Origin of the sequence: Brachybacterium sp. NPDC056505 (genome assembly GCF_042794925.1) — a bacterium.
Classification (GTDB): domain Bacteria; phylum Actinomycetota; class Actinomycetes; order Actinomycetales; family Dermabacteraceae; genus Brachybacterium; species Brachybacterium kimchii.
Genome location: NZ_JBHTSV010000027.1, coordinates 25,175 through 49,955, shown reverse-complemented (window position 1 = coordinate 49,955; position 24,781 = coordinate 25,175). Strand labels below are relative to the sequence as shown.

At 71.4% G+C, this 24,781-nt stretch carries 23 protein-coding genes; 18 read left to right on the top strand and 5 right to left on the bottom strand.

The features are described 5' to 3' along the window. Positions 1-507 precede the first annotated feature (507 nt). The 3 genes from ACFQ53_RS13005 to ACFQ53_RS12995 are packed head-to-tail and all read left to right on the top strand — an operon-like array spanning position 508 to position 3,863. A complete protein-coding gene (locus tag ACFQ53_RS13005; RefSeq protein ID WP_377860319.1) occupies positions 508-1,419 on the top strand; it encodes a carbohydrate ABC transporter permease in 912 nt (303 codons plus the stop codon). Between the two features lie 12 nt (positions 1,420-1,431). Beyond that, on the top strand, positions 1,432-2,466 hold the full coding sequence (locus tag ACFQ53_RS13000) for an ABC transporter permease subunit (protein ID WP_377860317.1): 1,035 nt from the start codon (positions 1,432-1,434) through the stop codon (positions 2,464-2,466). 11 nt (positions 2,467-2,477) lie between these two features. Further along, on the top strand, positions 2,478-3,863 hold the full coding sequence (locus ACFQ53_RS12995; RefSeq protein ID WP_377860315.1) for an ABC transporter substrate-binding protein: 1,386 nt from the start codon (positions 2,478-2,480) through the stop codon (positions 3,861-3,863). Positions 3,864-4,157: 294 nt separating this feature from the next. Here ACFQ53_RS12995 and ACFQ53_RS12990 read toward each other — a convergent pair whose 3' ends face one another. Both ACFQ53_RS12990 and ACFQ53_RS12985 read right to left on the bottom strand, forming a co-directional pair. Continuing rightward, the gene (locus ACFQ53_RS12990) at positions 4,158-5,459 is read right to left on the bottom strand and encodes an ROK family protein (RefSeq protein ID WP_377860312.1); all 1,302 of its coding nucleotides are present in this window, start codon (positions 5,457-5,459) and stop codon (positions 4,158-4,160) included. A gap of 80 nt (positions 5,460-5,539) precedes the next feature. Beyond that, positions 5,540-6,445: an SDR family NAD(P)-dependent oxidoreductase gene (locus ACFQ53_RS12985; protein WP_377860310.1), complete on the bottom strand. Its 906-nt coding sequence runs from the start codon at positions 6,443-6,445 to the stop codon at positions 5,540-5,542. A gap of 40 nt (positions 6,446-6,485) precedes the next feature. Here ACFQ53_RS12985 and ACFQ53_RS12980 point away from each other — a divergent pair, with 40 nt between their 5' ends. The 3 genes from ACFQ53_RS12980 (at position 6,486) to ACFQ53_RS12970 (ending at position 9,971) form a co-directional block, all read left to right on the top strand. After that, complete coding sequence (locus tag ACFQ53_RS12980; protein ID WP_377860308.1) at positions 6,486-8,570, top strand: M3 family metallopeptidase; 2,085 nt, start codon at positions 6,486-6,488, stop codon at positions 8,568-8,570. Between the two features lie 106 nt (positions 8,571-8,676). Then, positions 8,677-9,393, top strand: a complete 717-nt coding sequence (locus tag ACFQ53_RS12975; protein ID WP_377860306.1) for a hypothetical protein — start codon at positions 8,677-8,679, stop codon at positions 9,391-9,393. Further along, positions 9,390-9,971: a YbaK/EbsC family protein gene (locus tag ACFQ53_RS12970; protein WP_377860304.1), complete on the top strand. Its 582-nt coding sequence runs from the start codon at positions 9,390-9,392 to the stop codon at positions 9,969-9,971. The genes ACFQ53_RS12975 and ACFQ53_RS12970 overlap by 4 nt, the downstream gene beginning before the upstream one ends. A 72-nt stretch (positions 9,972-10,043) precedes the next feature. On the opposite strand, the gene ACFQ53_RS12965 is transcribed toward ACFQ53_RS12970, so the two are convergent. Beyond that, positions 10,044-10,475 carry a hypothetical protein gene (locus ACFQ53_RS12965; RefSeq protein WP_377860302.1) on the bottom strand — a complete coding sequence of 144 codons (432 nt, stop codon included), beginning with the start codon at positions 10,473-10,475 and terminating at the stop codon, positions 10,044-10,046. A 16-nt stretch (positions 10,476-10,491) separates the two neighbouring features. After that, on the bottom strand, positions 10,492-11,085 hold the full coding sequence (locus tag ACFQ53_RS12960) for a DUF4126 domain-containing protein (RefSeq protein WP_377860300.1): 594 nt from the start codon (positions 11,083-11,085) through the stop codon (positions 10,492-10,494). A 58-nt stretch (positions 11,086-11,143) separates the two neighbouring features. Between ACFQ53_RS12960 and ACFQ53_RS12955 the strand changes: the two genes are divergently transcribed. The 9 genes from ACFQ53_RS12955 to ACFQ53_RS12915 all read left to right on the top strand — a co-directional run bounded on the left by ACFQ53_RS12955 (position 11,144) and on the right by ACFQ53_RS12915 (position 21,540). Next, the gene (locus ACFQ53_RS12955) at positions 11,144-11,776 is read left to right on the top strand and encodes a hypothetical protein (RefSeq protein ID WP_377860298.1); all 633 of its coding nucleotides are present in this window, start codon (positions 11,144-11,146) and stop codon (positions 11,774-11,776) included. A gap of 385 nt (positions 11,777-12,161) precedes the next feature. Continuing rightward, the gene (locus tag ACFQ53_RS12950; RefSeq protein ID WP_377860296.1) at positions 12,162-12,788 is read left to right on the top strand and encodes a DUF47 domain-containing protein; all 627 of its coding nucleotides are present in this window, start codon (positions 12,162-12,164) and stop codon (positions 12,786-12,788) included. An 8-nt stretch (positions 12,789-12,796) separates the two neighbouring features. After that, positions 12,797-13,819, top strand: coding sequence for an anion permease (locus ACFQ53_RS12945; protein WP_377860294.1), 1,023 nt, complete (start codon positions 12,797-12,799; stop codon positions 13,817-13,819). 513 nt (positions 13,820-14,332) lie between these two features. Further along, on the top strand, positions 14,333-14,818 hold the full coding sequence (locus ACFQ53_RS12940; RefSeq protein ID WP_377860292.1) for a hypothetical protein: 486 nt from the start codon (positions 14,333-14,335) through the stop codon (positions 14,816-14,818). 551 nt (positions 14,819-15,369) lie between these two features. Then, positions 15,370-15,792, top strand: a complete 423-nt coding sequence (locus ACFQ53_RS12935) for a DUF6069 family protein (protein ID WP_377860290.1) — start codon at positions 15,370-15,372, stop codon at positions 15,790-15,792. A gap of 18 nt (positions 15,793-15,810) precedes the next feature. Beyond that, positions 15,811-16,572, top strand: a complete 762-nt coding sequence (locus tag ACFQ53_RS12930) for a type II CAAX prenyl endopeptidase Rce1 family protein (RefSeq protein ID WP_377860288.1) — start codon at positions 15,811-15,813, stop codon at positions 16,570-16,572. Positions 16,573-16,611: 39 nt separating this feature from the next. Continuing rightward, entirely contained in the window at positions 16,612-17,466 is an 855-nt protein-coding gene (locus ACFQ53_RS12925) for an Fpg/Nei family DNA glycosylase (RefSeq protein WP_377860286.1), read from the top strand. Between the two features lie 172 nt (positions 17,467-17,638). Then, positions 17,639-19,282 carry a phosphoglucomutase (alpha-D-glucose-1,6-bisphosphate-dependent) gene (gene pgm, locus ACFQ53_RS12920; RefSeq protein ID WP_377860284.1) on the top strand — a complete coding sequence of 548 codons (1,644 nt, stop codon included), beginning with the start codon at positions 17,639-17,641 and terminating at the stop codon, positions 19,280-19,282. Between the two features lie 530 nt (positions 19,283-19,812). After that, entirely contained in the window at positions 19,813-21,540 is a 1,728-nt protein-coding gene (locus ACFQ53_RS12915; RefSeq protein WP_377860282.1) for a hypothetical protein, read from the top strand. Between the two features lie 77 nt (positions 21,541-21,617). Here the strand turns inward: ACFQ53_RS12915 and ACFQ53_RS12910 are convergent, their stop codons facing one another. Continuing rightward, positions 21,618-22,193: a protein tyrosine phosphatase gene (locus ACFQ53_RS12910; RefSeq protein ID WP_377860280.1), complete on the bottom strand. Its 576-nt coding sequence runs from the start codon at positions 22,191-22,193 to the stop codon at positions 21,618-21,620. Between the two features lie 122 nt (positions 22,194-22,315). Here ACFQ53_RS12910 and ACFQ53_RS12905 point away from each other — a divergent pair, with 122 nt between their 5' ends. From ACFQ53_RS12905 to ACFQ53_RS12895, 3 genes are all read left to right on the top strand, one after another. Then, positions 22,316-22,852 (top strand): GNAT family N-acetyltransferase, encoded by a 537-nt coding sequence (locus tag ACFQ53_RS12905; RefSeq protein ID WP_228359349.1) that lies wholly within the window; start codon positions 22,316-22,318, stop codon positions 22,850-22,852. Beyond that, the gene (locus ACFQ53_RS12900) at positions 22,849-23,925 is read left to right on the top strand and encodes an App1 family protein (protein ID WP_377860277.1); all 1,077 of its coding nucleotides are present in this window, start codon (positions 22,849-22,851) and stop codon (positions 23,923-23,925) included. Before ACFQ53_RS12905 ends, ACFQ53_RS12900 begins: the two co-directional genes overlap by 4 nt. Positions 23,926-24,000: 75 nt before the next feature. Then, positions 24,001-24,546 carry a GNAT family N-acetyltransferase gene (locus ACFQ53_RS12895; protein WP_377860275.1) on the top strand — a complete coding sequence of 182 codons (546 nt, stop codon included), beginning with the start codon at positions 24,001-24,003 and terminating at the stop codon, positions 24,544-24,546. Positions 24,547-24,781 lie beyond the last annotated feature (235 nt).

Here is a 24,781-nt window from a genome sequence, read left to right as displayed (position 1 = left end):
GGGGGGCGCCCCCCCGCCCCCCCCACAACCCCGCCCGCCGCGCGCCCGCCGCGCCCCGTGAGTCTTACAAAATCGTTGCCATGGCGCGCTATGGCAACGATTTCGTACCACTCGCGGTCCGCCCGCAGTCGCGTCCGCGCTCGTGCCCGCACTCGAGCCCACGCTCCCGTCCGAGCTGGGCCCACGGCGCTCCGTGGGCGCGACGGGTGGTCGCCTCTTGACGCGGGCGCTCCCGCCATTTAGTTTCGTCGCGTAAGTAATCGGGCGTCGAGGTCGACTCCCCGGAACCGCCGATGCCGCCGCAGAACGCTCGCGTATCGGACGTCACCACCAGCCGCACGACGGTCCGAGCCGTACGCACCCGCACAGCCCGCATTCGCACAGCCCGACCCGCACAATCCATCCGGGCATCCCGCCCGGGCATCCCGCCTCCGCACCGCCGGGCGGGATCGCGGGTCCGGACGTCGGCCGAGGACCCCGCCCGTCGCCGCCCACGAGAGGACAACGATGTCTGCCGCATCCACAGTCGGGCCTCCGCCCGCACGACGCAAGCACCGGGACGACACCCGCCTGGCGCTGCTGTTCATCCTGCCGGCGAGCATCGGCCTGCTGGTGTTCCTGGTCTGGCCGCTGCTGACGGGCCTGTACTACTCGCTGACCGAGTACTCGATCCTCACGCCCCCGAAGTGGGTGGGCCTCGAGAACTACACGAACATGCTCAGCGACCCGGTGTTCTGGAAGTCGCTGCGGGTCACCGTGCTGTACGTCGTCATCAACATCGGCGTGCAGACGGTGCTCGCGCTCCTCATCGCCGTCCTCATGCAGCGCCTCACGCAGAACACGTGGCTGCGCTCGCTCGTGCTCACCCCGTACCTGGTCTCCAACGTGGTGGCCGCGATCGTGTTCCTCTGGCTGCTGGACTCGCAGCTTGGCATCGTGAACCTGATCCTGCAGGGCATCGGCTTCGACCCGGTCTCCTTCTGGGCCAACGAGAAGTGGGTGATCCCCACGATCGCGCTGGTGAACGTGTGGCGGCACATGGGCTACACGGCCCTGCTGCTCTTCGCGGGCCTGCAGTCGATCCCCGAGCAGCTCTACGAGGCGGCGCGCACCGAGGGCGCCGGCGAGTGGCAGCTGTTCCGCCGCATCACCCTGCCGCTGCTCCGGCCGATCCTCGCGCTCGTGCTGATCATGTCGATCATCGGCAGCTTCCAGGTCTTCGACACGGTCTCTGTGACCACGCAGGGCGGACCGTCGGACGCCTCGAAGGTGCTGCAGATGTACATCTACGAGAACGCCTTCGGGCAGTACCAATTCGGGTACGCGTCCGCGCTCTCGGTGGCGCTGCTGGTGATCCTCATGGTCATCACCTTCGCCCAGTACTTCCTGACCCGTGCCGGCCAGTCGGACCTGGACTGAGAGGACGCCCAGATGAGCACCGCCACTCCCGCCGTCGGCCCGTCGGCCGCCTCCCCCACCGGCCGCGCCGGCTCTGCCGGCTCCGCCGGACGCACGGACACTACGGGGCCCGACGCCCCCACGGGCCCGTCGTCCTCCCCCGCCTCCGGCACCGCCCGCGCGCGCCGCCGCCGGCCCCTGTCGCCAGGACGGATCATCGCCTGGATCGTCATGATCGTGATCCTCCTGGTGACCCTGTTCCCCTTCTACTGGATGCTGCGCACGGCGCTGTCCTCGAACACGGCGCTGGCGACCGACCCGACCAGCCTGCTGCCGGTCGACTTCTCGCTCGGCGGATTCGAGCGCGTGTTCGGGCTGCAGGACGTGGAGACCGCGGTCTCCCAGGGCGGCTCGGGCGCGTCGATCAACTTCTGGCGCTACCTGCTGAACTCGGTGATCGTCGCGACCGTGATCACCGTGGTGCAGACCTTCAGCTGCGCGATGGCCGCCTACGCCTTCTCGCGTCTGCGCTGGAGGGGCCGCGAGACCGTGTTCCTCATCTTCCTGGGCGCGATGATGATCCCGCAGATCTTCACGCTGCTGCCCAACTTCATCCTCATCAAGAACCTGCACCTGGTGGACACGCTGGTGGGCATCATGCTGCCCACCCTGTTCATCTCGCCGTTCGCGATCTTCTTCCTGCGCCAGTTCTTCAACAACATCTCGCGCGAGGTCGAGGAGGCCGCCCTCATCGACGGCGCGTCCAAGCCGCGCGTGTTCTTCACGCTGATCCTGCCGATCAGCTCCGCGCCGTTGGCGACGCTCGCGCTGCTGACGTACATGACGGCGTGGAACGAGTACTTCTGGTCGCTGATGGTCTCCTACACGGACTCCTCGCGCGTGCTCACCGTCGCGCTCGGCGTCTTCCGCGCGCAGTCGCCCCAGACGGGCACGGACTGGGCGGGCCTGATGGCCGCGACTCTGGTCGCGGCGGCGCCCATGCTGATCCTCTTCGTGCTGTTCGCGAAGCGGATCGTGAACTCCATCGGCTTCAGCGGGATCAAGTGAGGGACGCACCCATGACACGCACGACACCTCGTTCCCCCGGCCGCGCGCTCACCCGTCGGTCCCTGCTCGGCGGCACCGCCGCGCTCGGCGCGGCGGCCGCGACGGGCTCCCTCGCCGGCTGCGGAGGCGGCGCCGCCGCGAGCGGCACGACGCGACTGGACTACTGGCTGTGGGACGCCAACCAGCTGCCCGGCTACTCCCGCGCGATCGACCTCTTCATGGAGCGCAATCCCGACCTCGACGTGCGTATCACCCAGATGGGCTGGGACGACTACTGGACCAAGCTCACCGCGAGCTTCGTCGCCGGTGCCGGGCCCGACGCCTTCACCGACCATCTGGGCCGGTATCCGGAGTTCCTCAAGCTCGAGGTGATCGTGCCGCTGGACGACTTCGCCCCGATCGCCGAGATCCCCGACGACCAGTACCAGCCGGGCCTGCAGGAGCTGTGGACCGGGCAGGACGGCAAGCGCTACGGCCTGCCCAAGGACTACGACACGATCGCGCTGATGTACGACGCGAAGACGCTGAAGGAGGCGGAACTCTCCGCCGACGACCTCGAGGGCCTGGACTGGAACCCGCAGGACGGCGGGAGCTTCGAGAAGGTCCTCGCGCGCCTGGCCAAGGACACCAGCGGCAAGCGCGGCGACGAGGAGGGCTTCGACCCGAAGAGCGTCGCCCGCTACGCCCTCGCGGCAGATCCGGCCACCGACTACACGGGCCAGACCACCTGGTCGCCCTTCGCCTTCTCCACCGGATGGACGTTCACCGACGAGAAGACCTGGGGCACCCGTTTCAACTACGACGACCCCGACTTCCAGGCGACCATGGACTGGTACTTCGGACTCGTCGACAAGGGTCTGCTGGCGCCCTTCGGCCTGTTCGGAGACTCCAGCCCCGCCGAGACCCAGATCCAGGGCGGCAAAGCGGCCGTCGCCCTCGCCGGCTCGTGGATGATCGGCACCTACGCGGGCCTCGAGGGCGTGGACCTGGGCATCGCTCCCCTGCCGGCCGGCCCGATCGGGCATCCGATGTCGATGTTCAACGGCCTGGGCGACTCGATCTCCTCGCAGTCGGAGCACAAGGAGGAGGCCGCGCGTCTGGTGGCGTTCCTGGGCTCGGACGACGCCCAGGAGATCATCGGCTCGCGGGCCATCGTCTTCCCCGCCTCCGACGCCGGCACCGCCGCCGCCGTGAAGGCCTACGAGGACAAGGGCCTGGACGTCTCCCCGTACACCGACCGCGTGAAGAAGGGCGAGACGGGGCTCTATCCCCTCGTGGAGAACGCTGCTCGGATCACGTCGATCATGCAGCCGGCCTTCGACGACCTCTGGATGCGCAAGACGAAGGCCGACTCCTTCACCGCCTACAACGACAAGGTCAACGCCCTGTTCGAGTGAAGGGCGGGGGCGCGGCGCGACTCCACGGCCCCTCGGTTCCGCGCTGGACGCACGGACTGGACGCACCGAGAGGTGAGAAGTCGTCGTCATAAGGGCGGTTTGACGACGTCTTCTCACCTCTCGCGGGCGCCTCATGCATTCCTTCGACGCCGCATCTCGCGCCGGCGACCTGTCGTCATGGCTCCATCAGGAGCCGATGGCGTGCCGCCCGAGCTCGCCGCGGCGCCGCTCTGACCTCACCGCCCGCGCTGGGCCCGAGCCCGCAGCCGCCGTCGTGCGGCGGCGCGCCGCCTCTCAGGCGTCGTCGCGCCCGCCGATGAACCGGCGCAGGGCGATCACGGCGGCACCGCGGGTCCAGTCGTCGAAGTCGGCGGGGAGGAAGCGCACGAGCACGTCGCGCTGTACGCGGGCGAGGTGCGCGCGCAGGGCGACGTCGAACTCGTCGCCCACGCGCAGGAGGTCCACGGCCTCGCCGCCCAGGATCAGGGCGTCCGGGTCGAGCACTCCGACGAGTCCGGCGCCCGCGACCGCGACCGCGTGGGCGACATCGGCGGCGACGTCGAGCGCGGCCGGATCGCCGGCGCGGGCCGCGCGCACGAGGGCGTCGAGGCCGTGCGCCTCCGATGCCCCGGCGGCTCCGCCGGCGCCGCCGGCGCCGGCGCCGACCCCGCCATCCGCCTCCGACACCCCGACGACGCCGCGCGCCCGTGCCGCGTCGAGGATGTGCGCGGTGCTCGCGACCTGGCGCAGCAGCACGCCGCTGCCGTCGCGGGCGATGGTGGGCAGGGTGCCGGTGAGTCCGGCGAGGTGGGTGCGGCCGCGGTGGACCTCGGCGTCCTCGACGCTGCCCACGCCCACGCCGGCGCCGATGGTGATGACGGCGAAGGAGCGGCGGCGTCGGCCGATGCCGAACCAGGCGTGCCCCTCGAGCAGGGCATGGAAGTCGTTGCTGACCGTCACCGGCAGGCCCAGGCGCCCTTCGAGCTCGGCGCGCAGGTGGACGGGCTCGCTCCAGCCGAGCATGGCGGAGGAGGCGACGGCGCCGTCGTCGTCGACCTGCGCGCCGATGCCCACGCCGATCCCGGCCACCCGCGGGTGGGCGGCGAGCAGCGGCTCGCACAGCTCGAGCGCGGTCGCGATGATCGTGGCCGGCTCGACGTCCTCAAGATCCCGACTGACCTCCTCGAGCGCCGTGCCGCGCACGGTGACGACCGCGGCGTAGACGCTCTGGGCGGTGATCTTCACGCCGATGAAGACCGCGTGGTCCTCGTCGACGTCGAGGGGCTGCTGCGGCCGGCCCTTGGTCTGCATCTGCGGGGGCAGCTCGCGCAGCAGACCGCTCTCGAGCAGCTCGCGGGTGACGCGGGTGAGGGTCGGCCCCGAGAGCCCGAGCAGCCTCGCGAGGTCGGTGCGGGCGTGCGGGCCGTAGCGGACCAGGTGCTCGTAGATCTCGCCGGCGGTCGCGGAGCAGGGGGCGCGCGGCGGCACACGCTCCGCGGCCGCGCCTGCCGCACCCGGTGCGCCCGCCGCGCCCGGTGCGTCCTTCGCACCCGGTGCGTCCGTCGCGCCCGGCGCCGACTCTCCCCCGCTGTCCATGTCCACAGGGTACGGAACGCGCCGGCCCGTCGCGGCCTGATCTCCGTCGCGGCCTGCGGCCCCGCCGCGACGCGTCTCCCTCAGACGGCCGCGATCCTGCGGTCCGCCCACTCCGTGACCCGCCGCGCCAGATCGAGGTCGTTCGCCGCAGCCGAGCGGCGCAGCAGCGTCGGCCGTCCGCGGTTGCCCATGGGGCCGTCGGGGCCGATGTAGGAGCCGTGCGGGAGGGGCTGGGTGGCGGCGAACAGGACGGATTCCGCGCCGCGGGCGGCGGGCATCGCGATCGGCCGGGTGACCTCGGTGACCAGGGTGTCCAGTGCGGCGGAGCCGGTCGCGTTCTGGATGTTCGTGAGCACCCACCCGGGATGCGCGATCTGCAGGTCGACCCCGGTTCCGCGCAGGGACTCGGCGAGGTCGAGCGCCCACAGCATCGCCGTCAGCTTCGAGCGCCCGTAGGAGGCGGAGATGCTCCAGCGGCCGCGCGCGAAGTCCATGTCCTCGAGGTCGATGCGTCCCGTCTTGTGGGCGTGGGAGCCGACGAGCACGATCCGATCGCGCACGAGCGGCTGGAGCATCGTGGTGAGGAGTTGGGGTGCGAGGGCGTTGACGGCGAGTGCGCGCTCGAATCCGTCGGCCGTCTCCTCGCGCCGACGGAGGACAGTGCCGGCGCCGTGCACGAGCACGTCGATGCCCCGATCGCCGACGGCCTCGGCGATCGCCGAGGCGCCCTCGCGCACCGATGCCATCGACGCGAGGTCGAGCCGGACGAGCCGGACGGCGTCCTCGCGGCCGGTCTCCCGTGCGATGCGCTCGCGCACGACCTCGCCCTTGGCCGGCGTCCGCACCGGCAGGACCAGGTCGGCGCCCCAGCGGGCGAGCTGGAGCGCCGCCTCCTGGCACAGCCCGTCGCTGCCGCCCGTGAGCACGACCAGCCCGCCGCTCAGGTCCGGCGCGTGCAGATGCTCCCACCCCATGACTGTTCGCATCTGCCCACGGTAGACGCACACCGCACATAGGCTGGTCACCATGCCCTCCACACCCGACGCCGTCGTCACCGCCGCCTCCGAGACCGCCCCCACCGACCTCACCGGCAATCCCTTCGCCGACCCCTCGACGCTGCCCTACGGCCTGCCGGACTTCGCGGCGATCCGCCCTGAGCACTTCCTGCCGGCGCTGCGCGCGGGGATCGCCGAGCAGAAGGCTCTGATCGCGCAGGTCGCCGCCGACGTGGAGCCGCCGACGTTCGACAGCGTGATCCGCCCCCTCGAGGACGGCTCGCCCCTGCTGGGGCGGACCCTGCCGGTGCTCTTCCACCTGCTGGGGGCCGACGGCACCGAGGAGCTGCAGGCCATCGAGGCGGAGATCATGCCCGAGCTGACCGCCCTCGAGGACTCGGTGTGGCTGGACGGGCGGATCTTCGCGCGGGTCGAGGCGCTCGAGCGCCACGCCGACGCCCTCGACCTGAGCTCCGAGGAGCGGCACGTCCTGGAGCGCACGCGTCTGCGCTTCGAGCTGCGCGGCGCCCAGCTGGATCCGGCGCAGAAGGCCCGGCTCGGGGAGGTCAACCAGGAGCTCTCGTCCCTGCAGACCCACTTCACGCAGCAGACGAAGGCCGACCTCCACGACGCGGCCGTGCTCGTGACCGACGAGGCGGAGCTCGCGGGCCTCGACGACTCCCAGAAGGAGGCCGCGCGCCTCGCGGCCGAGGACGCCGGGAAGGATGGCTGGCTGCTCACGCTGATCCTTCCCACGATGCAGCCGCTGCTGGCCTCCCTCACCGACCGCACGGTCCGCGAGCGCCTGTACACCGCGTCGATCGAGCGCGGCACCGAGACCTGGGACCTCGCGAAGAAGATCGCCCGGCTGCGTGCGGAGAAGGCCCACCTGCTGGGCTTCGCGGACTTCGCCGAGCTCGCGGTCGCCGACCGCACCGCGAAGACCCCGTCGGCCGTCGAGGAGTTCCTCGCGCAGATCGCCGGCCCCGCGGTGCGCAACGCCGATCGCGAGGCGGAGCGCCTGGCCGCGAGGGCCGCGCGCGACGGCATCGACGAGCTCGTCCCCTGGGACTGGTCCTTCTACTCGGAGCTGATCCGCGCCGAGGAGTTCGCGATCGACCAGGCCGAGCTGCAGCCCTACTTCGTGCTGGACCGGGTCCTCGAGGACGGCGTGTTCCGGGCCGCGCACGAGGTCTACGGGCTCTCCTTCGCTCGACGCGAGGACCTCACTCCCCCGCATCCGCTCGCTCGGATCTGGGAGGTGAGCAGGGAGGACGGCTCCGCCGTCGGCCTGTTCATCGGGGACTACTTCACGCGGCCCACCAAGCGCGGCGGCGCCTGGATGAACACGCTCGTGGACCAGTCGCGCCACGACGGCACGCTGCCGATCGTCATGAACACGATGAACGTGTCCCGCCCCGGCGAGGGCCGGCCCGCGTTCGTCTCGCTCGACGAGGTCGGCACGATGTTCCACGAGTTCGGGCACGCCCTGCACGCGCTGCTCTCGGACGTGGAGAACTCGTTCGTGGCCGGCACGGCCGTCGCCCGTGACGTCGTCGAGTTCCCCAGCCAGGTCAACGAGATGTGGGCACTGCGGGAGGGCATCGTCGAGCACTACGCCCGGCACGTCGAGACCGGCGAGGTCGTCCCGGCGGAGCTGCTGGCGAAGGTCCGCGCGGCCGAGCAGTGGAACGCCGGCTTCCGCACCCTGGAGCACGTGGCCGCGGTGACCCTGGACTGGCGCTGGCACCGCCTGAGCGAGGACACGCACATCGGCGATCCGCACGCCTTCGAGGCCGCGCAGCTCGGGGACGCGGGACTCGCGCATCCGCTGATCGCCCCGCGCTACCGCACCGGCTACTTCCAGCACACCTTCTCCGGCGGGTACGCCTCCGGCTACTACTCCTACCTGTGGGCCGAGGCGTACGACGCCGACGCCGTCGCCTGGTACGAGGAGCAGCTCGCCGAGGGGATCTCCCCGCGCGAGGCGGGCCGACGGTTCGCCTCCGGCATCCTCTCGATCGGCGGCTCGCGCGACCTGCCCGAGGCCTACCGGGCCTTCCGCGGCCGCGGCCGCGACGCGCGCTTCCTGCTCGAGCGCCACGGGCTCGTCTGACCCCGTCGGCCCCGTCGACCCCGTCGACCCGATCCTCCCGGCCGACGGGGAGCTGATTCCCGGCGCCGACCCAGCGAACATCGAGACCACTCCAGGGATCTCTGCCATGCTCGACCCCATGACCCAGGACCAGCAGGCCGCCTCGGCCACGGAGAACCCGACCGCGCCGACGATCTTCACCGCCTACGAGATCGACGACATGCTCACGCTGAGCGACACGAGGTCGGCGGAGATCACGCGCGACCAGCTCGGCATCCCGGGCGTGCCCGGGTCCGGGCCGGCGACCGAGCACGTGACCGCGGCGGTCAATGCGGGCCTGCGGGCCCGCGGGATGCTCGTTCGCCGCGGCGGCGAGTGGGTGCTGGGGCCGCAGGGCGAGCTCGTGGCGACCACGCTCACCACGGCCGACCGCTGGCTCGGGATCGCCCTCGCGCAGGCCGCGGGCATGCGCGCGGCCTTCGTCGTGAAGGCCGGCGGCAGCGTCCTCATGCTCACGCAGGACGACCTGGACTCCTTCCAGGTCACGTCGCTGAGCGGGGCCGACGGGCGCTCCGCGGGCGATGTCCCGAAGGCTGTCGCCCGGGTCGCCACGACCTTCCTGCGCCGGGGCGCCGGCCACACCGTCAGCCTGCGCCGCACCGACATCGCGGACCCGGACTCGACGACGCCGCTCATGCTCCACGTCGAGGACGACGGCTCCTGGCAGTCGGGCCACCTGCCGTTCACCGAGGACGGCGTGCTCTCCGCCTCGCCCATCGCGCTCACGGAGGTCCAGTCCGCGATCGCCGATCTCTGGGAGCGCGGGGAGAGCGGCGGGCGATGAGCGGCGCGGACGGACACGGCGCACGCGGGAACCTGGACTGGGCGCCGGCTCTCGGGTCGTCGGGCGCCGACTCCCCGGCCGGCGACCCGCTCGCGCTCCTCGCGGCACCGGTCGCAGCAGCCCTCCGCGCGGGCCAGGCTCCGAGCGCGGAAGTCGGCGAGATCGACCCCGGCCTGGCCGACACCGCAGAGTTCTGCGAACGCTATGAGGTCCCGCTCGAGGCATCGGCGAACTGCGTGATCGTGCTGGGCCGACGCGGCGAGGCGCGCACGCATGCCGCGGTCATGGTGCTCGCGACCGATCGGGCCGACGTCAACAAGCGCGTGCGCAAGCACCTCGATGCGCGCAAGACCAGCTTCGCCGACCAGGACGAGGTCGAGGAGGCGACCGGGATGACCTCGGGCGGGATCACGCCCGTCGGCCTGCCCGAGAGCTGGCCGATCCTCGTCGACGAGCGCGTCGCCGCAGCGCCCCTGGTGGTCATCGGCGGCGGCACCCGCGGCGCGAAGCTGCTGGTGCCCGGCGCGGAGCTCGCGAGCCTGCCCGGCGCAGAGGTGCTCGACCTGATCGTCGACTGACGCGTCCGTGGGGAAGGCCCTCCGACGCCCCGTCGTCGGAGCGGAGCAGCTCGAGCGACCCATGTATGGAGTTCAGCTGCCACCGTCAGCGTCGGTGACCGCGATCGCGTCGAAGTCCTCGACCGCCAGGATCCGCGCACGGAGCACCGGTCGGCCTTCGATCATCGCCTTCAGGAGCCTATGCACGCCGTCGAGGATGATGAGCCGCCCGCCGTCCCCTTCGTACGTCTCCAGTGGGTATCTCAGATCGGCCGACATCGTCCGCTCCCATTGCTCCGAGTGGGCGCTCGGCTCCGAGGCGACGTCGATGGGTGAGACTCGGAATGGCCGGCCTCCCACGGACCAGAACGGCAGTTCCAGGTGCCAGAGAAGACCCGCAGTCTCCACATCCCGCTCAGGCAGCACCAGGGAGTGAAGGCGCTCGAGATCCCAATGGAAGTCGAGGAGGACTCCGTCCAGAACGGTGGGACGCTGGGCGAGAAGAGGAAAGGGCACTCTGTTCACAGGCTGTGCCGCTCCCTCAGCCGACGCCCGGTGCCGCGTCCTCCCGGGCCCGTCTACGAGCGCGCACCCGCGACCAGAGCCGCAGAGCACGGTAGATGAGGTACCCGCCCGCGAGCAGCGCGATCACGGCGATCACACCGGCGACGACGGGCAGGGCGATCGACAGCGCACCGACCACCAGGGCGGCCACGTCCTCGGTGCCGGAGACGGCGACGTTCGAGACGGGCTCGGGCGAGGTGTTCACGACCGCTCGGGTTGCGGCCTTCGCACCGTGGGCGCCGAGGGACGCGAGGACGCCGATGATCGCGAGCACGACCGCGTGCGTCGTGTCGGTCTCGCCGCCCAGCAGGTAGCCGATGGCTCCGCCCGCGACGGGCCGGACGACGGTGTGGACGACGTCCCAGAACGAGTCGAGGAAGGCGATCTTGTCGGCCGCGAAGTCCACGAGCAGCAGCACGGCGGTGATGACCAGCACGTCGGAGCGCTGCAGGACCTGCGGGATGTCGTCGACGCCCAGGAACCGTCCGCTCATCCCGAGCAGGAACACCATGAGGTACGGGCGCAGGCCGCTCACCCAGCCCGACCCGAGCGTCATCATCACCGCTTCCATGGGCGACAGCGTAGGCGACGGCGGCGTCGCGGCCTGCGCCCGGGCCTACCCTGGATGTATGTCTTCGACGCCCTCACCCCGCTTCCGCCGACCCGCTCCCCTGTTCGCGGCGCGCGCGGAGGAGATCCCGGGCGCGCCCGATCCGCAGCTCGCGACCGACCTGGGCCACGAGAGCGCCCGCGCGCTGCTGGACGGGGTGTACCGCAGCACCGACCCGGCAGTCGTCGAGCGGGTGCTGCACCTGGTGGAGACCGAGGGACTGGACGATCTCGCCTCGCTGTGGTCGGGCTCGCCCTCGGAGACGCTGCCCGGGGCGCTGTGGCGCCTGTACGTGCTGCACACGTGGGCGCAGCGCAACGCCCATGACGTGGTGCGCCGCTACCGCGAGGGGACGCACACGATCCCCGGCCTGCGCTACCTCGCGGGCGTCGCGGAGCCGCCGGACATCGACCAGGTCCGTGCGACCCTCGACGAGATCCTGCGCGGCGCCTTCACGGGCGACCTGCCGATCGCGCTCGGTCGCGCCGGGGCCGTCGCCGTGCTGTGCGCCCACGGCACCGCCCACCTGGCCGACCGCGAGCAGACGTCCGAGCAGCAGCACGCGATGACGACGCAGGCGTCCCGTCTGCTCTCCACCGGCGAGGAGCTCACCGAGGCCGCACGCATGGCGGAGGCCGGCACCCTGAGCTGACGCCGGTGGCGGCACGCCCGGCGTCGGCCGTGCTCCCACCGGACCCCAGCCCGGGCCCCGCCCGCCCACGGCCGCATTCCCGGATCCGTCCCCTCCGTCTCGATCCCCACATCCCCGCGGCCCGTGATGCGTCGTGGGTTGCCGATGTCCTACGATGGGACGCGCGTCGGGCCGCGGTTGCCCCGGGCTCCAACATTCGCCGCTTCGAGCGGCCTTCGCGCCGTCAGGCGCACCCGGTCCGGCGCGCCCCTTCTTCTGCGGGCGGCGTCGTCGCCCCATGGATGGCGCCCTCGGGCGTCAACCCTGTTCGCCCGCACTGCCGGCATTCGTGCCGACCCTGTCCATGCCGAGCATCCGTGCCGACCCGCCCTTGCGAGGAGACGTCGTGGCGTTCCGCTTGTTCTCCCGTCGCTTCGAGAGCTCCCTGCACGACCTCTTCAACGATCTCGCGCAGGTGCTGGTCGCCGGGGCGGAGATCCACTCGCGCACACTCGGCCAGTCCCCGCGCGACCGTGCTCGCAGCGCTCCGCGCCTGCACGAGCTGGCGAGCGACTCCTCGCAGCTCTCGCACCGGATCGCGAACCGTCTGGCGGACTCGCTGATCACCCCCTTCGAGGCCGATGCCCTCCACGACCTCGCGCTGACCATGTCGGACCTCATGTACTCCCTCGAGCGCACGGCGGAGCTCTCTGCGGCGCGCGGCGCCACGGCGGTGCCCGACGTGCTGCTGGAGGCCGCGCAGCTCATCGAGCGCGGCTGCGAGCTGACGGTCGAGGCGGTCTGGAAGCTGCAGGCGGTCAAGGAGCTCGAGGGCTACGCCCAGGAGATGCGGCGCCTGCGCCGCCATGGCGACGGCCTGGCCCTGCGCGCCCGCACCGAGGTCTACGCGCGCGGCGGCGCGGCGGTGGATCTGCTGCGCGAGCGCGACCAGGTCGAGAGCGTCGAGGCGAGCCTGCGGCTGCTGGACGAGCTGGGACGCACGGCGGACCTGCTGCGCGTCAAGGCACCGTAGGCCCGCCGATGCTCTCGCCCTTCTTCGTCGCGGCGGTGTGCCTGGCCCTGGTCATGGCCTACGTGAACGGTCTGCACGACGCCTCGAACGCGGTCTCCACCACGATCGCCACCCGCGCGATGTCCGAGCGCGCGGCCCTGATCCTCGCCGCGATCCTCAACCTGCTGGGCTCCCTGCTGGGGCTCGGCATGTCGCTGACCGGGGCCCGCTGGGCGCTGGACCTCGCGGGCCTGGAGTCCCTCACCCATGGGGACGTCCACGGCGACCCGCTGGTGCCGCCGATGCTCGTGGGCGTGGCGCTCGCCGTGATCTGCTGGTCGGTTCTCACGTGGGCGCTCGGGATCCCCTCCTCGACCTGGCAGGCGATGCTCGGCGCGGCCGCCGGGGCGGCTCTCGCGATGGGGCTGCCAGTGCCCTGGCTCGCGGCGCTCGCGCTGATCGTGCTGCCCCTCGTGGTCGCGCCGGTGGTCAGCGGCGTCGCCTCCTACGCGCTCGCCCGCGGGATCCGCCGCCTGGGGGCGGAGGACCGCATCAGCATCGGGACCCTGCAGTTCCTGCAGACCCTCTCCGCCGGCGCCGTCGCCACCGCCCACGGCTTCTCCGACTCGCGGATCTCGATGGCGCTGATCGTGCTCGCGTCCTCCTACCAGGGCATCGACATGGCGGACACCCCTGCTGCGCTCTCCGCGATGGTCGCCGTCTCGCTCGCCCTCGCGCTCGGGACGCTGGTGGGCGGGCACCGCATCATCCGCACGCTCGCGCGCCGGCTGACGAACCTGGCGACGGTCCAGGGTTTCGCCGCCGAGGCGGTCGCGGCGGTCGTCGTGCTCGTGGGCGCGAGCGGCACGGGCACCTCCTTCTCGACCTCGCAGTCGCTGACCTCGAGCGTCGTCGGCTCCGGCCTCGCGCTGGGCCCGCGCCAGATCCGCTGGAAGCTGTTCGGCGGGATCCTGGGCATCTGGGTCGCGACGCCGATCGCGTGCCTGGGGCTGGGCGCGATGTGCACGCTGCTGGTGCACCGCCTCGCCTGAGTCCCCGCGCGCACCCTGCCGACGTTCGGGACCCCTCGTTATCCTGTCTCGACCCGACGTCGCCTCACAGGAGGTCAGATGCCCTCGCCCGACGAGCGCCCCGCCGCACGATCTCGCCCCAGCTACGGCCTGCCCGGTCCGAACCCGAACGGGTCCGATGGTCCCTCGGCCGACGGCGGGCGCCCGACGTACGGCCAGTCGGCGCCCGGCGTGCCGTCGGCCGGCACGACCGGTGGCGCGTCCTCCGCAGGCACGTCCCCCGGTGCGCCGTCCGCCGATGCGAGCGGTCCGGCAGGCGCCTCGGCTCCGTCGGGTCCGACGGGTCCGACGGGCTACGTGCTCCCTCCGAAGGGTCAGCGCGGCTCCGCCGGTGGTCCGGCGGGCTCCGCGGGCGGTCCGGCCGGCCCTTCGGGTCCGGCGTACGGGCCTGCGGGGTCCGGTGGGCCGACGGGTCCCGCGGGAGCGGCCGCGCCGACGCGTCGGCGCGGGAAGCTCCCGCTGATCCTGGGCATCGTGCTCATCGTCATCGCGCTCGCCCTGGCGATCATCGGCCCGATCATCAGCGTGCGGAACGTGGTCTCGGCGATCGACGCGGACGGCAACGCCATCAGCGACGGCAAGGCCGAGGTCCCGCTGGACGAGTTCGACATGATCCTCGTGTACGTGCCGAGCGACGACTCGGGGACCGCCGAGTGCACGTCGTCGAGCCCCGGGGACTCCTCCGTGCAGACGGACACCGGCGGCGGACAGTCCGTCACCTTCCCCAACGGCACCTCCTACGAGCAGCGCTCGGGGATCCTCGCGACCTCGGACACGACGGTGACCGTCTCCTGCACCGGCACGAGCTCGGCCGACGCGATGTACGTGGGCCCGATCAACGTGTGGGGCTTCGTGGTGCCGTTCTTCGGCGGCATCGTGCTGGGGCTGTTCATCGGGCTGATCGGCCTGGTCCTCACGATCGTGGGGATCGTGCTGATGGTGCGCTCGCGTCGGGCGTGATGCGCATGCCGTCCTCGCAGCCCACCTCGCCCGAGCCCGACGCATCGGGCCCGAACCCGCCTCAGCCGGAGGGATTCGGGACCAGCCCGTCGCAGCCGGAGGCGACCGAGCCGAATGACGCGAACCCGCCTCAGCCCGAGGCGCCCGACGCGACCCCGCATCAGCCCGGGTCGTCTTGGCCCGGGGCGATCCCGCCCGTCGCGCCCCGGCCCCGCTCGTCCTGGCCGGGAGCGCCCCGCCCGGACGACGCCGCAGCGCAGAGCCCCCGCGATTCGAACGACTCCGGTGATCCTCACGAGGGTCACGAGTCGCCCAGCCCCACCGGCTCCCGGCCCCAGGCGGCCAAGCGCACCGCCTCCCGGCATGACGCATCCCGTTCCGCCGCCCCGTCGGGCGCCTCCCGCACCAGTGCCTCCCGGCCCGGCGACTCCCGTCCGCCCGGTGCTTCCCGCTCCGGCGCCTCTTCGTCCACCGCGGACGGAGCGAATCCGCCTTCCCGTGGCGCGGCATCGCGCGAGACCTCCCGGTCCGCCGGGTCGCGGCGCGGGCCCGTGGACACGCCGCGCGCCTCGCGGGCGATCGCCACGCTCGTGCTCGCGGTGCTCGCGGCGATCCTGGTGTGGGTGGTCGCGACCCCGATCGCCGGGCTCGACCTGCACGCCGGCGGCTGGTCCATCAGCCCCGGGGCGATCATCCCCGCGGTGCTCGTGCCCGGGATCCTCGCCTGGGTGCTGCGCATCGCCTTCGAGCCTTCGCCCCGCGGGCCGCTGATCTGGACGATCATCGTGCTCGTGGTGCTCGTGCTGTCCCTGCTCGGACCGGTGGTGATGGGCGCTTCCGGACCCATCCTGCTGGCACTGCTCGCGATGCACGTGCTCGCGGGCGTCGTCCTCGTGGTCGGCCTGCGCGGTCCGCGCGGGACGGTGCATGTCTCCCGCACCCCACGCACCCAGGAGAGGGTCGAACCCCTCTAGGGAGAGATGAGACCGATGATGTCGACTCAGGATCTCTGGACCGCATGCCTGCTGATCCCCGCGCTCGTCCTCGGCATCATCGGGGCTGTGGCCTCTCGGCGCGGGCGCACGACCCTCGGCCTCTCCCTGCGCCACGGCGCCGTGACGGAGTTCCTCGCCGGCTGCGGTTTCTCGCTGCCCTTCGTGCTGGTGCTCATCGGGGTCATGGATCTCACCGGCCTCGTGGACGGCCCCGAGTGGATCGGTGGCTGGGCCTCCGCAGCGGGGATCGCGGTGTACTTCCTGGTGCTGTTCCTGCTCGAGGAGATCGCGTTCCGCGCCCTGCTGATGACGGGGCTCGGCGTGCTGATCGGACGCTCGGGCGCCTGGGTGATCACGGCGGTGGCGGTCGCGGGCGCCTACGCCTTCGCGCCGCACACGGGCGTGCTGCCGGTGGCGGGCGCGATCATCACGAACCTGCTCACGGGCCTTGCGCGCTGGCGGACGGGCCGCATCTGGTGGGGATTCGGGCAGCGCTGGCTGTGGAACACGGCGATGGTCGCGCTCGGCTTCACCGACAGCGGCTTCGCCCTCCAGGACGGCCTCATGCGCCAGCCGCTCGCGGGACCGTCGTGGCTGACGGGCGGCGGGTTCGGTCTGGAGGGCGGGGTCGTCGGCATCGTCTTCCTGGTGGTGATGATGCTCGGCGTCGCACTGTTCGCCCGAGGGCGCACGGGCCCCTGGCGGATCTCCGCCAGGACAGGAGCGTCCGACGCGCCCGCCCCCTCCGAACGCGCGTAGTCCCGCTCCCCCACGACCCCGCCGCCCCATACTGGGGGCATGCCGGAACTGCCCGAGCTCGACGCCGCCGTCGCGCAGATCGACCGACTCCTCACCTCTCGTCGTCTGCACGGCGCGGACGTCGCCGCCATCAGCGTCTTGAAGACGGCGGACCCGCCGCTGGCCGATCTCACGGGCCGCGAGCTCACGGGAGTCGGCCGCCGCGGCAAGCATCTCCTGCTGGATCTCGAGGGAACCGCGCTGGTCATGCATCTGGCGCGCGCGGGCTGGCTGCGGCACCATGCGCAGACTCCCGCGGGTGCGCCGGGACCGCGCAAGGGTCCGCTCGCCGTGCGCATGGTGTGGGACGACGGCTCCGCCCTGGACGTCACCGAGCAGGGCACCCGCAAGGCAGTCGCGCTGTGGGCCTCCGCCGCCCCGGAGGAGCTGGAGACCCTGTCACGCCTGGGGCCGGAGGCCGATGCGCTCGACGAGGCCGCGTTCAGGGGCATCTGCGCCGGGACCCACGCGCACCTGAAGACGGTCCTCACCGACCAGACCCTGTTGGCCGGCATCGGCAACGCCTGGTCCGACGAGGTCCTCCACACCGCGCGCCTCTCTCCCTTCGCCGCGGCCGACGGCCTGGACCGCGAGGCCGCGGAGCGTCTGCACGCGGCCCTGCGCGAGGTGCTGGACCGCGCTGCGCAGGGACTGCGGGACCTGCCGCTGGACCGCATCAAGCGGGCGAAGAAGTCGCTGCTGCGCGTGCACGGCAGGGCCGGGGAGGACTGCCCCAGGTGCGGGACGAGGATCGCGGAGGTCTCCTTCGCCGAGCGCTCCCTGCAGTATTGCCCGACGTGTCAGACCGGCGGTCGGCGGCTGAGCGATCGTCGGATGGACCGCCTGCTGCGCTGACCACGGCTCCTCCCGGGAACCGTCCGGGATCAGCCCCGGAACCCTCCGGGTCCCGTCCCGGAGCCTTCCGGGATCGTGGACAGGCCCCATCTCACGCACCGGGCCCCGGGCGGCGGCGCCCAGCCGCGCTTCCTAGAGTGGGCCGATCGGACCAATCGAGGGAGAGATGATCATGGCGCAGCATGAGCGAGCAGGTCAGAAGGCCCGCCCGGAGGATCTTGTCGACGTCGCAGAGCTCCTGGACGCGTACTACGACCTGCATCCGGATGCGAGCGATCCCGATCAGGCAGTCGTCTTCGGCACCTCGGGCCATCGCGGCTCGTCGCTGGACACGGCGTTCAACGAGGACCACATCGCGGCGACGACGCAGGCGATCGTGGAGTACCGGGCCGCGCAGGGGATCCGCGGCCCGCTGTTCATCGGCCGGGACACGCATGCGCTGTCCACCCCGGCCTTCGACACCGCGCTCGAGGTGCTGGGCGGCAACGACGTCACCGTGCTCATCGACTCGCGCGACGCCTATACGCCGACGCCCGCGGTCTCGCACGCGATCCTCGTGCATAACCGCGGCAAGGGCGGCCAGGATGCGGCCCGGGCCGACGGCATCGTCGTCACCCCGAGCCACAACCCGCCGCGCGACGGCGGCTTCAAGTACAACCCGCCGCACGGCGGACCTGCGGGCTCGGACGCGACCGGCTGGATCGCCGACCGCGCGAACGAGCTGCTGAAGAGTGGCCTGAGCGGTGTGCGCCGGATCGAGCGCCAGCAGGCCCACTCCCGCGCCGAGCGCTACGACTACCTCAAGAACTACATCGACGACCTGCCCAGCGTGGTCGATCTCGATGCGATCCGCAGCGCGGGCGTGCATATCGGCGCGGACCCGCTGGGCGGCGCCTCGGTGGACTACTGGGCGATGATCGCCGAGATGCACGACCTGAACCTCGACGTCGTGAACCCGAACGTCGACCCGCAGTGGTCGTTCATGACCCTGGATCGCGACGGCAAGATCCGCATGGACTGCTCGAGCCCGTGGGCGATGGCCTCTCTGCTCGAGGTCAAGGACCGCTACGACATCGCCACGGGCAACGACGCGGACTCCGACCGTCACGGCATCGTCACACCCGACGGCGGGCTGATGAACCCCAACCACTACCTCGCGGTCGCGATCCGCTACCTCTTCTCCCATCGGCCGGACTGGCCGACGTCCGCGAAGGTCGGCAAGACCATCGTCTCCTCCTCGCTCATCGACAAGGTGACGGCGTCGCTGGGACGGGACCTGTTCGAGGTGCCCGTGGGCTTCAAGTACTTCGTGCCCGGCCTGATCGACTCCTCGGTGGGCTTCGGCGGCGAGGAGAGCGCGGGCGCGTCGTTCCTGCGGCGCGACGGCAGCGTGTGGACGACCGACAAGGACGGCATCATCCTCGCGCTGCTGGCCTCGGAGATCCTCGCCGTCACCGGGAAGACGCCGAGCCAGCTGCACGGCGAGCTCGTCGACGAGTTCGGCGCGAGCGCCTACGCCCGCATCGACGCCCCGGCGAACCGCGAGCAGAAGGCGAAGCTCAAGAGCCTCACGCCCGATGCGGTGAGCGCGACCGACCTCGCCGGCGAGACCATCACCGACAAGATGACGGTCGCGCCCGACGGCTCCGCGATCGGCGGCCTCAAGGTCTCCACCGAGAGCTCGTGGTTCGCCGCGCGCCCCTCGGGCACGGAGGACGTGTACAAGATCTACGCCGAGTCCTTCCGCGGCGAGGACCACCTCGCCGAGGTCCAGGAGGCCGCGAAGCAGGTCGTCGACACCGCTCTGGAGAGCTGACTCCGGGCCGACGGAGTACCGTGCAGCGCCCGTCCCGCGACCGTGGGGCCGGCGCTGCGCGTGTGGGGCCGCTCGCCCACGGGTCCCACGCGCGTGCGCGCGGGAACGGGTTGTGGTTACCGTAGAGTCTTCAACTTCCGACCTTCCCCTGCCGGGCCGACGGTCACTGCGCATCCTGCTTCCCCCCGGGGCTCCCCCGGTGCTCGGATGCGCTTCCCAGGGCGTTCCCCGCGATGAGCGCTCGTGCACACCGCCATTGCGCGATCGCCGGGAAAGAGGCAGGGTGGTAGTTGGCCAAGGAACAGTAACGAGTCGGCAAAGGGCACACGGAGCTTCCCCGCACATACCCACCGAATCCGCCCGTTTAGTTGGCACGAACATTGCTGACCTGCAAAGACGACGCAAGCCCCAGACTTCGCCCTCGCCATGTATCGTTCCGCAGAGCAATGACCCACACCACGTGGGAACCCCATCCGAAGACGGATCGTCGACCGGCGAGCCGCACAGAGTGACGCGAGGAGAGGAGGCGCATGCGACGCACGACACCCGCACGCAGTGCACGCGATGCACGGCGCCCTGCCCGCGCCATCCATCTGCGCGCCGCCTCCGTCGTCGCACTCGCCGCCCTCGGTGTGGGGGTCGCGCCTGCTCTCGCATCTCCGATCGCAGGCGCTGACGGCCAGAAGGCTGTCGTGACGGCCGGCACGAGCAGCGACGCCAGCGATAACGGCGACACCAGCGACGATGGTGGCAGCGAGAATGGCACGCAGTCCTCGGACACTCAGATAACCGATGGCCCGGAGTCCAGCAAGGACGAGTCAAACGACGCGGAAACCGATCAGTCTTCCGACAAGGGAGACGACCAGGACGCCTCCGACCCTGCACCTGCCACGACGGGCACGGCGCAGTCAGCAAAAACCGATGGCAGCAACACTCCCGCGGAAAGTAAGGGCTCTCAGAGCGCGAAGCTACGCCCGTCCACCCTCGATTTGAACAGGGAGACGACGACCAGATTGTCGCTCAAGGGGTTCACGCCGGGGACTGAAGTCTCGGTGACCGCACCGGAGGGCGTAAAGGCTGAGCCACAAAGACTGACCGTCGACAAGAACGGTTGCGGGCACGTCGCACTCCAGGTCAATCCATCCGTCGCAGCCGACTCTTACGAGATCGCGGCAACCGGTGGGACCGACCAATCGGCCACTGCCGAGCTGACGATTGTGGCCAAGCATTCGATCAAGGTGCAGTCAGTCCAGGCAGGCCATGAAGCCCACATCACTGGTGCCGGGTTCCCTGCAGAAGACCCAGTGACTGTGCAGGTGGACAAGACTGATAAACCCACCAAACAGGTCGTCAAGCCGGTGGACGCAGATGTCAAGAGGGGGTCGTTCACCAGCGACATCGAGATCCCTCCGGACACCGACCCAGACGGCAAGTACACCGTCACCGCAAAGACCGCCAGCGGGAAGATCACGGAGAGCGCCCCGCTCACCGTGACCGCTGCTGACGACGACAATGACGACCCAGAAGGCCCCGGTTCCGACAAACCGACTGCCACGGATCCTGATCCTGAGAGCCCTACGGCTGAGGATCCGGGTGGGTCGTCCTCAGGCTCTTCGTCGTCCAGTAGCTCGTCCTCCAGCGGTCCGTCTTCCTCCGACTCGTCGTCCTCGTCGAGCAGCTCGTCCTCCACGACATCGACCACCCCGTCGGACAGCGGCTCGCGCAGCGCCTCCACGACCTCCGAGGTCCCGCCTGCCACGAGCACGCGAGACAGCTCGAAGGAGATCGAGCTGAGCGCGCCGTCGGACGATTCGTCATCGAAGAACACGGAGACCGAGAAGTCCGAGAAGAAGGACACCGCCGAGAAGCCGACGAAGGACGAGGACTCCGAGAAGGCCAAGGACGAGGACAAGAAGACCTCGGACACGCCGCAGGAGACCTCTGACCAGCCGGTGTCCGATCAGCAGAGCGACGCGACCGAAGCCGCCGCGACCATGGACGACGACGACACCACCTCGAGCGGCCCCACCACCGTCACCACGGAGGACGACGGCGGCGGCCCCCTGGTGAAGCTCTTCAGCTCCATCGGCGGCGAGGACGCGAGCGGCATGAACCGCATCCGCCAGGTGTTCGTGGCGACCCTGGGCGTCGCCTTCCTGACCGCCGCAGGGTTCACCACCGCCTCGTGGCTGAGCCGCCGCAGCGGCACCCACAGCGCCCGCGCCGGCCTGCGTCAGCTGTTCCACCGCAGGCACTGAGCCGACCTGCCGTCGGCCCTTCGGATCGAGCGCGCCGGATCGGGATGCTGCCCGGGTCGGATCACCCGCAGCACGTCTCAGACGCGGTGCGTCGAGCCCTGACCCTCTCTCTTTCCCGCACGCTTCTTCGCGCTGTCGAGAGCATCCAACTGGACCTTGAGATAGAGCACGAGCGAGGGCATCGCGCGAATCATCCCCAGGACCGTGCGGTCGAAGGCCTTCTGCCCCTCGTACCAGGGATCCGGCACCGCCATGTCCTCCTCGCGCGCGTTCGCGGGGACGACGGGGTCGAACTGGCGCCACAGCAGGACATCCGGGCGCGGCTCGCCCTCGGGGATCTGATCGACCTTGCGACGCATCGTCGCCGCATGCTCCGCGGTCATCGCGAGCACGAGGTCCCACCCGACCAGCTCGGACTGGTGGACCGTGCGGGCCGTGTGATCGAACGGCTCCTCGAACCCCGCGTTCACCAGGGCCTTCACGGTGCGGTCGTCCATCGGCATGCCCTCGGAGTCCCAGCTGGTGCCGGCCGATCCCACGTCGATGCGGTCCGACAGGCCCTCCTGGACCAGCCCCTGCCGCAGGATGACGGCCGCTGCGGGGGAACGACACATGTTCCCCGTGCACACGGTCAGGACACGGAAATCAGCCACATCGACATTGTGACAGCACGATGACGCCTGCGCGGCCATCCGGAGATATGGCAAGGTGGGAGAGATCCTGGGGTCGAGACTCTTCCAGTTCTCGCACCCCGCGCAGGTAGGATGCCTGACGGGTGAGCGCGGGACCGCTCGTCCCGACGCTGACCCACGAACCGGAGGAGACCATGGTCGACATCATCCGTGCACGCGAGGACGACTGGTCGCTCGTCCGCGAGATCCGGCTTCGTTCGCTGAGCACCGATCCCGAGGCCTTCGGCCAGACCTGGGAGCACGAGAGCACCTACGACGACACCGCCTGGCGCGAGCGCATCGAGGCCGCCGCCTGGTTCCTCGCCGTCGAGAACGAGCAGCCCGTCGCCGTGGTCGCCAGCCGCCACGAGGCGGACTCGCCCGAGAACGAGCGCGAACTGCAGGCCATGTGGGTCACGCCCGAGGCCCGCAAGGGCGGCATCGCCCAGAAGCTCGCCCAGAGCGTCTGCTCCTGGGCCGCGGAGGACGGCGCCGACACGGTCACCCTGTACGTCGGCCCCGAGAACACCGGCGCCCGCAAGACCTACGAGGCGCTCGGGTTCACCGACACGGGCGACCGCTGGGAGGTCGTCGAGGACGATCCCCGCTCCTCCTGGATCAAGATGTCGCGCAGCGTGTGACACCCGCGCCTCACCCCTCGGGCCCGCAGCAGGGGCGCCTGCAGCCGCACTGGTCGGCGCGGATCGAGAACGTCAAGAACGCTGTGGTCAGCGGCGTCCTCGACACCGTGGGCTGGGTGCTGCGGATCAAGCCGTTCACCGGCTTCGGCACCCCCGGCTGCGTGCGGATCATCGCGCGCGTGCTGTGGGCCCGGCCGTCGGCCCCCGCCGACTACCACGACCAGCCCGTATGGGACATGCGCTCGATGGCGGTGCGGGGCTGGCGCAGCTTCATCTCGCAGGTCGCCCCGCACCAGGACGTGCGCATCCACCTCGACGGGCGCGAGTACGCGGTGCGCTCGGACCGCTCGGGCCTCGTGGACGTCGAGCTCGACGCAGACCTGCCGCCCGGCGTGCACATCGCCCGCATCGCCACCACGACCGAGAACACGGTGACCGCCGAGGTCCACGTCCACTCCCCCGACGAGGCCTTCGGCGTGGTCAGCGACATCGACGACACCGTGGTGGTCACCTGGCTCCCGCGGCCGCTGCTCGCCTTCTGGAACGCCTTCGTCATCCCTCAGACCTCGCGCCGCGCCGTCGCCGGCATGGCGATGCTCTACCAGCGCATCGCACGCGCGCACACCTCCGCCCCGTTCGTGTACCTCTCGACGGGCGCCTGGAACGTGTTCCCCGTGCTCCAGCGCTTCCTCTACAAGAACGGCTACCCCGACGGCCCGCTGCTGCTCACCGACTGGGGGCCGACGAACACCGGCTTCTTCCGCTCCGGTCGCGCCCACAAGGAGCGCACCCTGGAGACGCTCGTCGAGCAGTTCCCGCACGCCCGCTGGCTGCTCATCGGGGACGACGGGCAGCACGACCCGGCGATCTACGCGGCCTTCGCCCGCGCGCATCCCGAGAACGTCGCCGCCGTCGCGATCCGCGAGCTCACCGAGCCCGAGCAGGTGCTCTCCAGCGGCCTGCGCGCCCGGCGCCACCCCGATCTGCCCGCCGACTCGCCCGTGGTGTGGGTCCAGGGGGCCGACGGCCACGCCCTGCTCCACGGCCTGCGCCGCGAGGGCATCGTGCCGTGACCCGGCGCATCCCGACCTGACCCGGCGCCCCACCCTTCCGCACCCGACCGCACCCCGCAGGAGCTCCAGACCACCGTGTCCACCGCAGCCGCCACGCCCGCACCCGCCCCTCGCCCAGCGCCGCCCGCGATCCGCGAGGCGACCCCCGTCGACGTCGAGGGGATCGTCCGCGTCGTCAATCTCGCCTATCGCACCCAGGGCGGCTGGACCACCGAGGAGCACCTCGTCGGCGGCGCCCGCACCGACGCCGAGGACGTGCGCGCGGCGATCGCGGACGACACCCACCTGCTGCTGGTCGCCGAGCGCGACGGCGCACTCGTCGGCTGCTGCTACACCGACAGGCAAGGCGACAGCGCAGAGCTGGGCCTGTTCGCCGTGGACCCCACGGTGCAGGCCGGCGGCGTGGGCGGCGCGCTCATGGAGGAGCAGGCGAAGCGGCGGGCCGACGAGGGCCTCGCCTCCCTGCACCTGCGGGTCCTCGAGTCCCGCCCGGAGCTGCAGGCCTGGTACGCCAGACACGGCTTCGTCGAGACCGGCGAGGTGGTGCCCTTCGCGGGCGATGCGGCCGATCTCAAGGTGCCGGGGCTGGGCATGGCGGTGATGGTGCGGGCGCTCGCCTGAGCTCACCGGTCTCCATCCCGCCTCGCACCCCGGGGCGTTCCCCGCTCGTCCGCCGCGTTGCACGGCGGAACACCCGGGAGTAGATTGCTGGACCCTCGCGCGGCAGCAGCCGAGCCGCAGCAGCCGAGAGACATCGGCCGGCCGACAGCGGCCGATCCGCACCGGCCGAGCTGCGGCACTCGGAGATCGCGAACACGACGAGCCGTGCGCACATCGACCGGCACCATGCCGAGAG

What these genes read in the sequence shown, in the direction of transcription:
- ACFQ53_RS12990 (WP_377860312.1), bottom strand. Translation starts at nt 5,459, where the DNA reads ATGGACAGCGGGGGAGAGTCGGCGCCGGGCGCGACGGACGCACCGGGT.
- ACFQ53_RS12955 (WP_377860298.1), top strand. Translation starts at nt 11,144, where the DNA reads ATGTCTTCGACGCCCTCACCCCGCTTCCGCCGACCCGCTCCCCTGTTC.
- ACFQ53_RS12960 (WP_377860300.1), bottom strand. Translation starts at nt 11,085, where the DNA reads ATGGAAGCGGTGATGATGACGCTCGGGTCGGGCTGGGTGAGCGGCCTG.
- ACFQ53_RS12930 (WP_377860288.1), top strand. Translation starts at nt 15,811, where the DNA reads ATGTCGACTCAGGATCTCTGGACCGCATGCCTGCTGATCCCCGCGCTC.
- ACFQ53_RS13000 (WP_377860317.1), top strand. Translation starts at nt 1,432, where the DNA reads ATGAGCACCGCCACTCCCGCCGTCGGCCCGTCGGCCGCCTCCCCCACC.
- ACFQ53_RS12970 (WP_377860304.1), top strand. Translation starts at nt 9,390, where the DNA reads ATGAGCGGCGCGGACGGACACGGCGCACGCGGGAACCTGGACTGGGCG.
- ACFQ53_RS12945 (WP_377860294.1), top strand. Translation starts at nt 12,797, where the DNA reads ATGCTCTCGCCCTTCTTCGTCGCGGCGGTGTGCCTGGCCCTGGTCATG.
- ACFQ53_RS13005 (WP_377860319.1), top strand. Translation starts at nt 508, where the DNA reads ATGTCTGCCGCATCCACAGTCGGGCCTCCGCCCGCACGACGCAAGCAC.
- ACFQ53_RS12985 (WP_377860310.1), bottom strand. Translation starts at nt 6,445, where the DNA reads ATGCGAACAGTCATGGGGTGGGAGCATCTGCACGCGCCGGACCTGAGC.
- ACFQ53_RS12995 (WP_377860315.1), top strand. Translation starts at nt 2,478, where the DNA reads ATGACACGCACGACACCTCGTTCCCCCGGCCGCGCGCTCACCCGTCGG.
- ACFQ53_RS12925 (WP_377860286.1), top strand. Translation starts at nt 16,612, where the DNA reads ATGCCGGAACTGCCCGAGCTCGACGCCGCCGTCGCGCAGATCGACCGA.
- ACFQ53_RS12975 (WP_377860306.1), top strand. Translation starts at nt 8,677, where the DNA reads ATGCTCGACCCCATGACCCAGGACCAGCAGGCCGCCTCGGCCACGGAG.
- pgm (WP_377860284.1), top strand. Translation starts at nt 17,639, where the DNA reads ATGGCGCAGCATGAGCGAGCAGGTCAGAAGGCCCGCCCGGAGGATCTT.
- ACFQ53_RS12980 (WP_377860308.1), top strand. Translation starts at nt 6,486, where the DNA reads ATGCCCTCCACACCCGACGCCGTCGTCACCGCCGCCTCCGAGACCGCC.
- ACFQ53_RS12915 (WP_377860282.1), top strand. Translation starts at nt 19,813, where the DNA reads ATGCGACGCACGACACCCGCACGCAGTGCACGCGATGCACGGCGCCCT.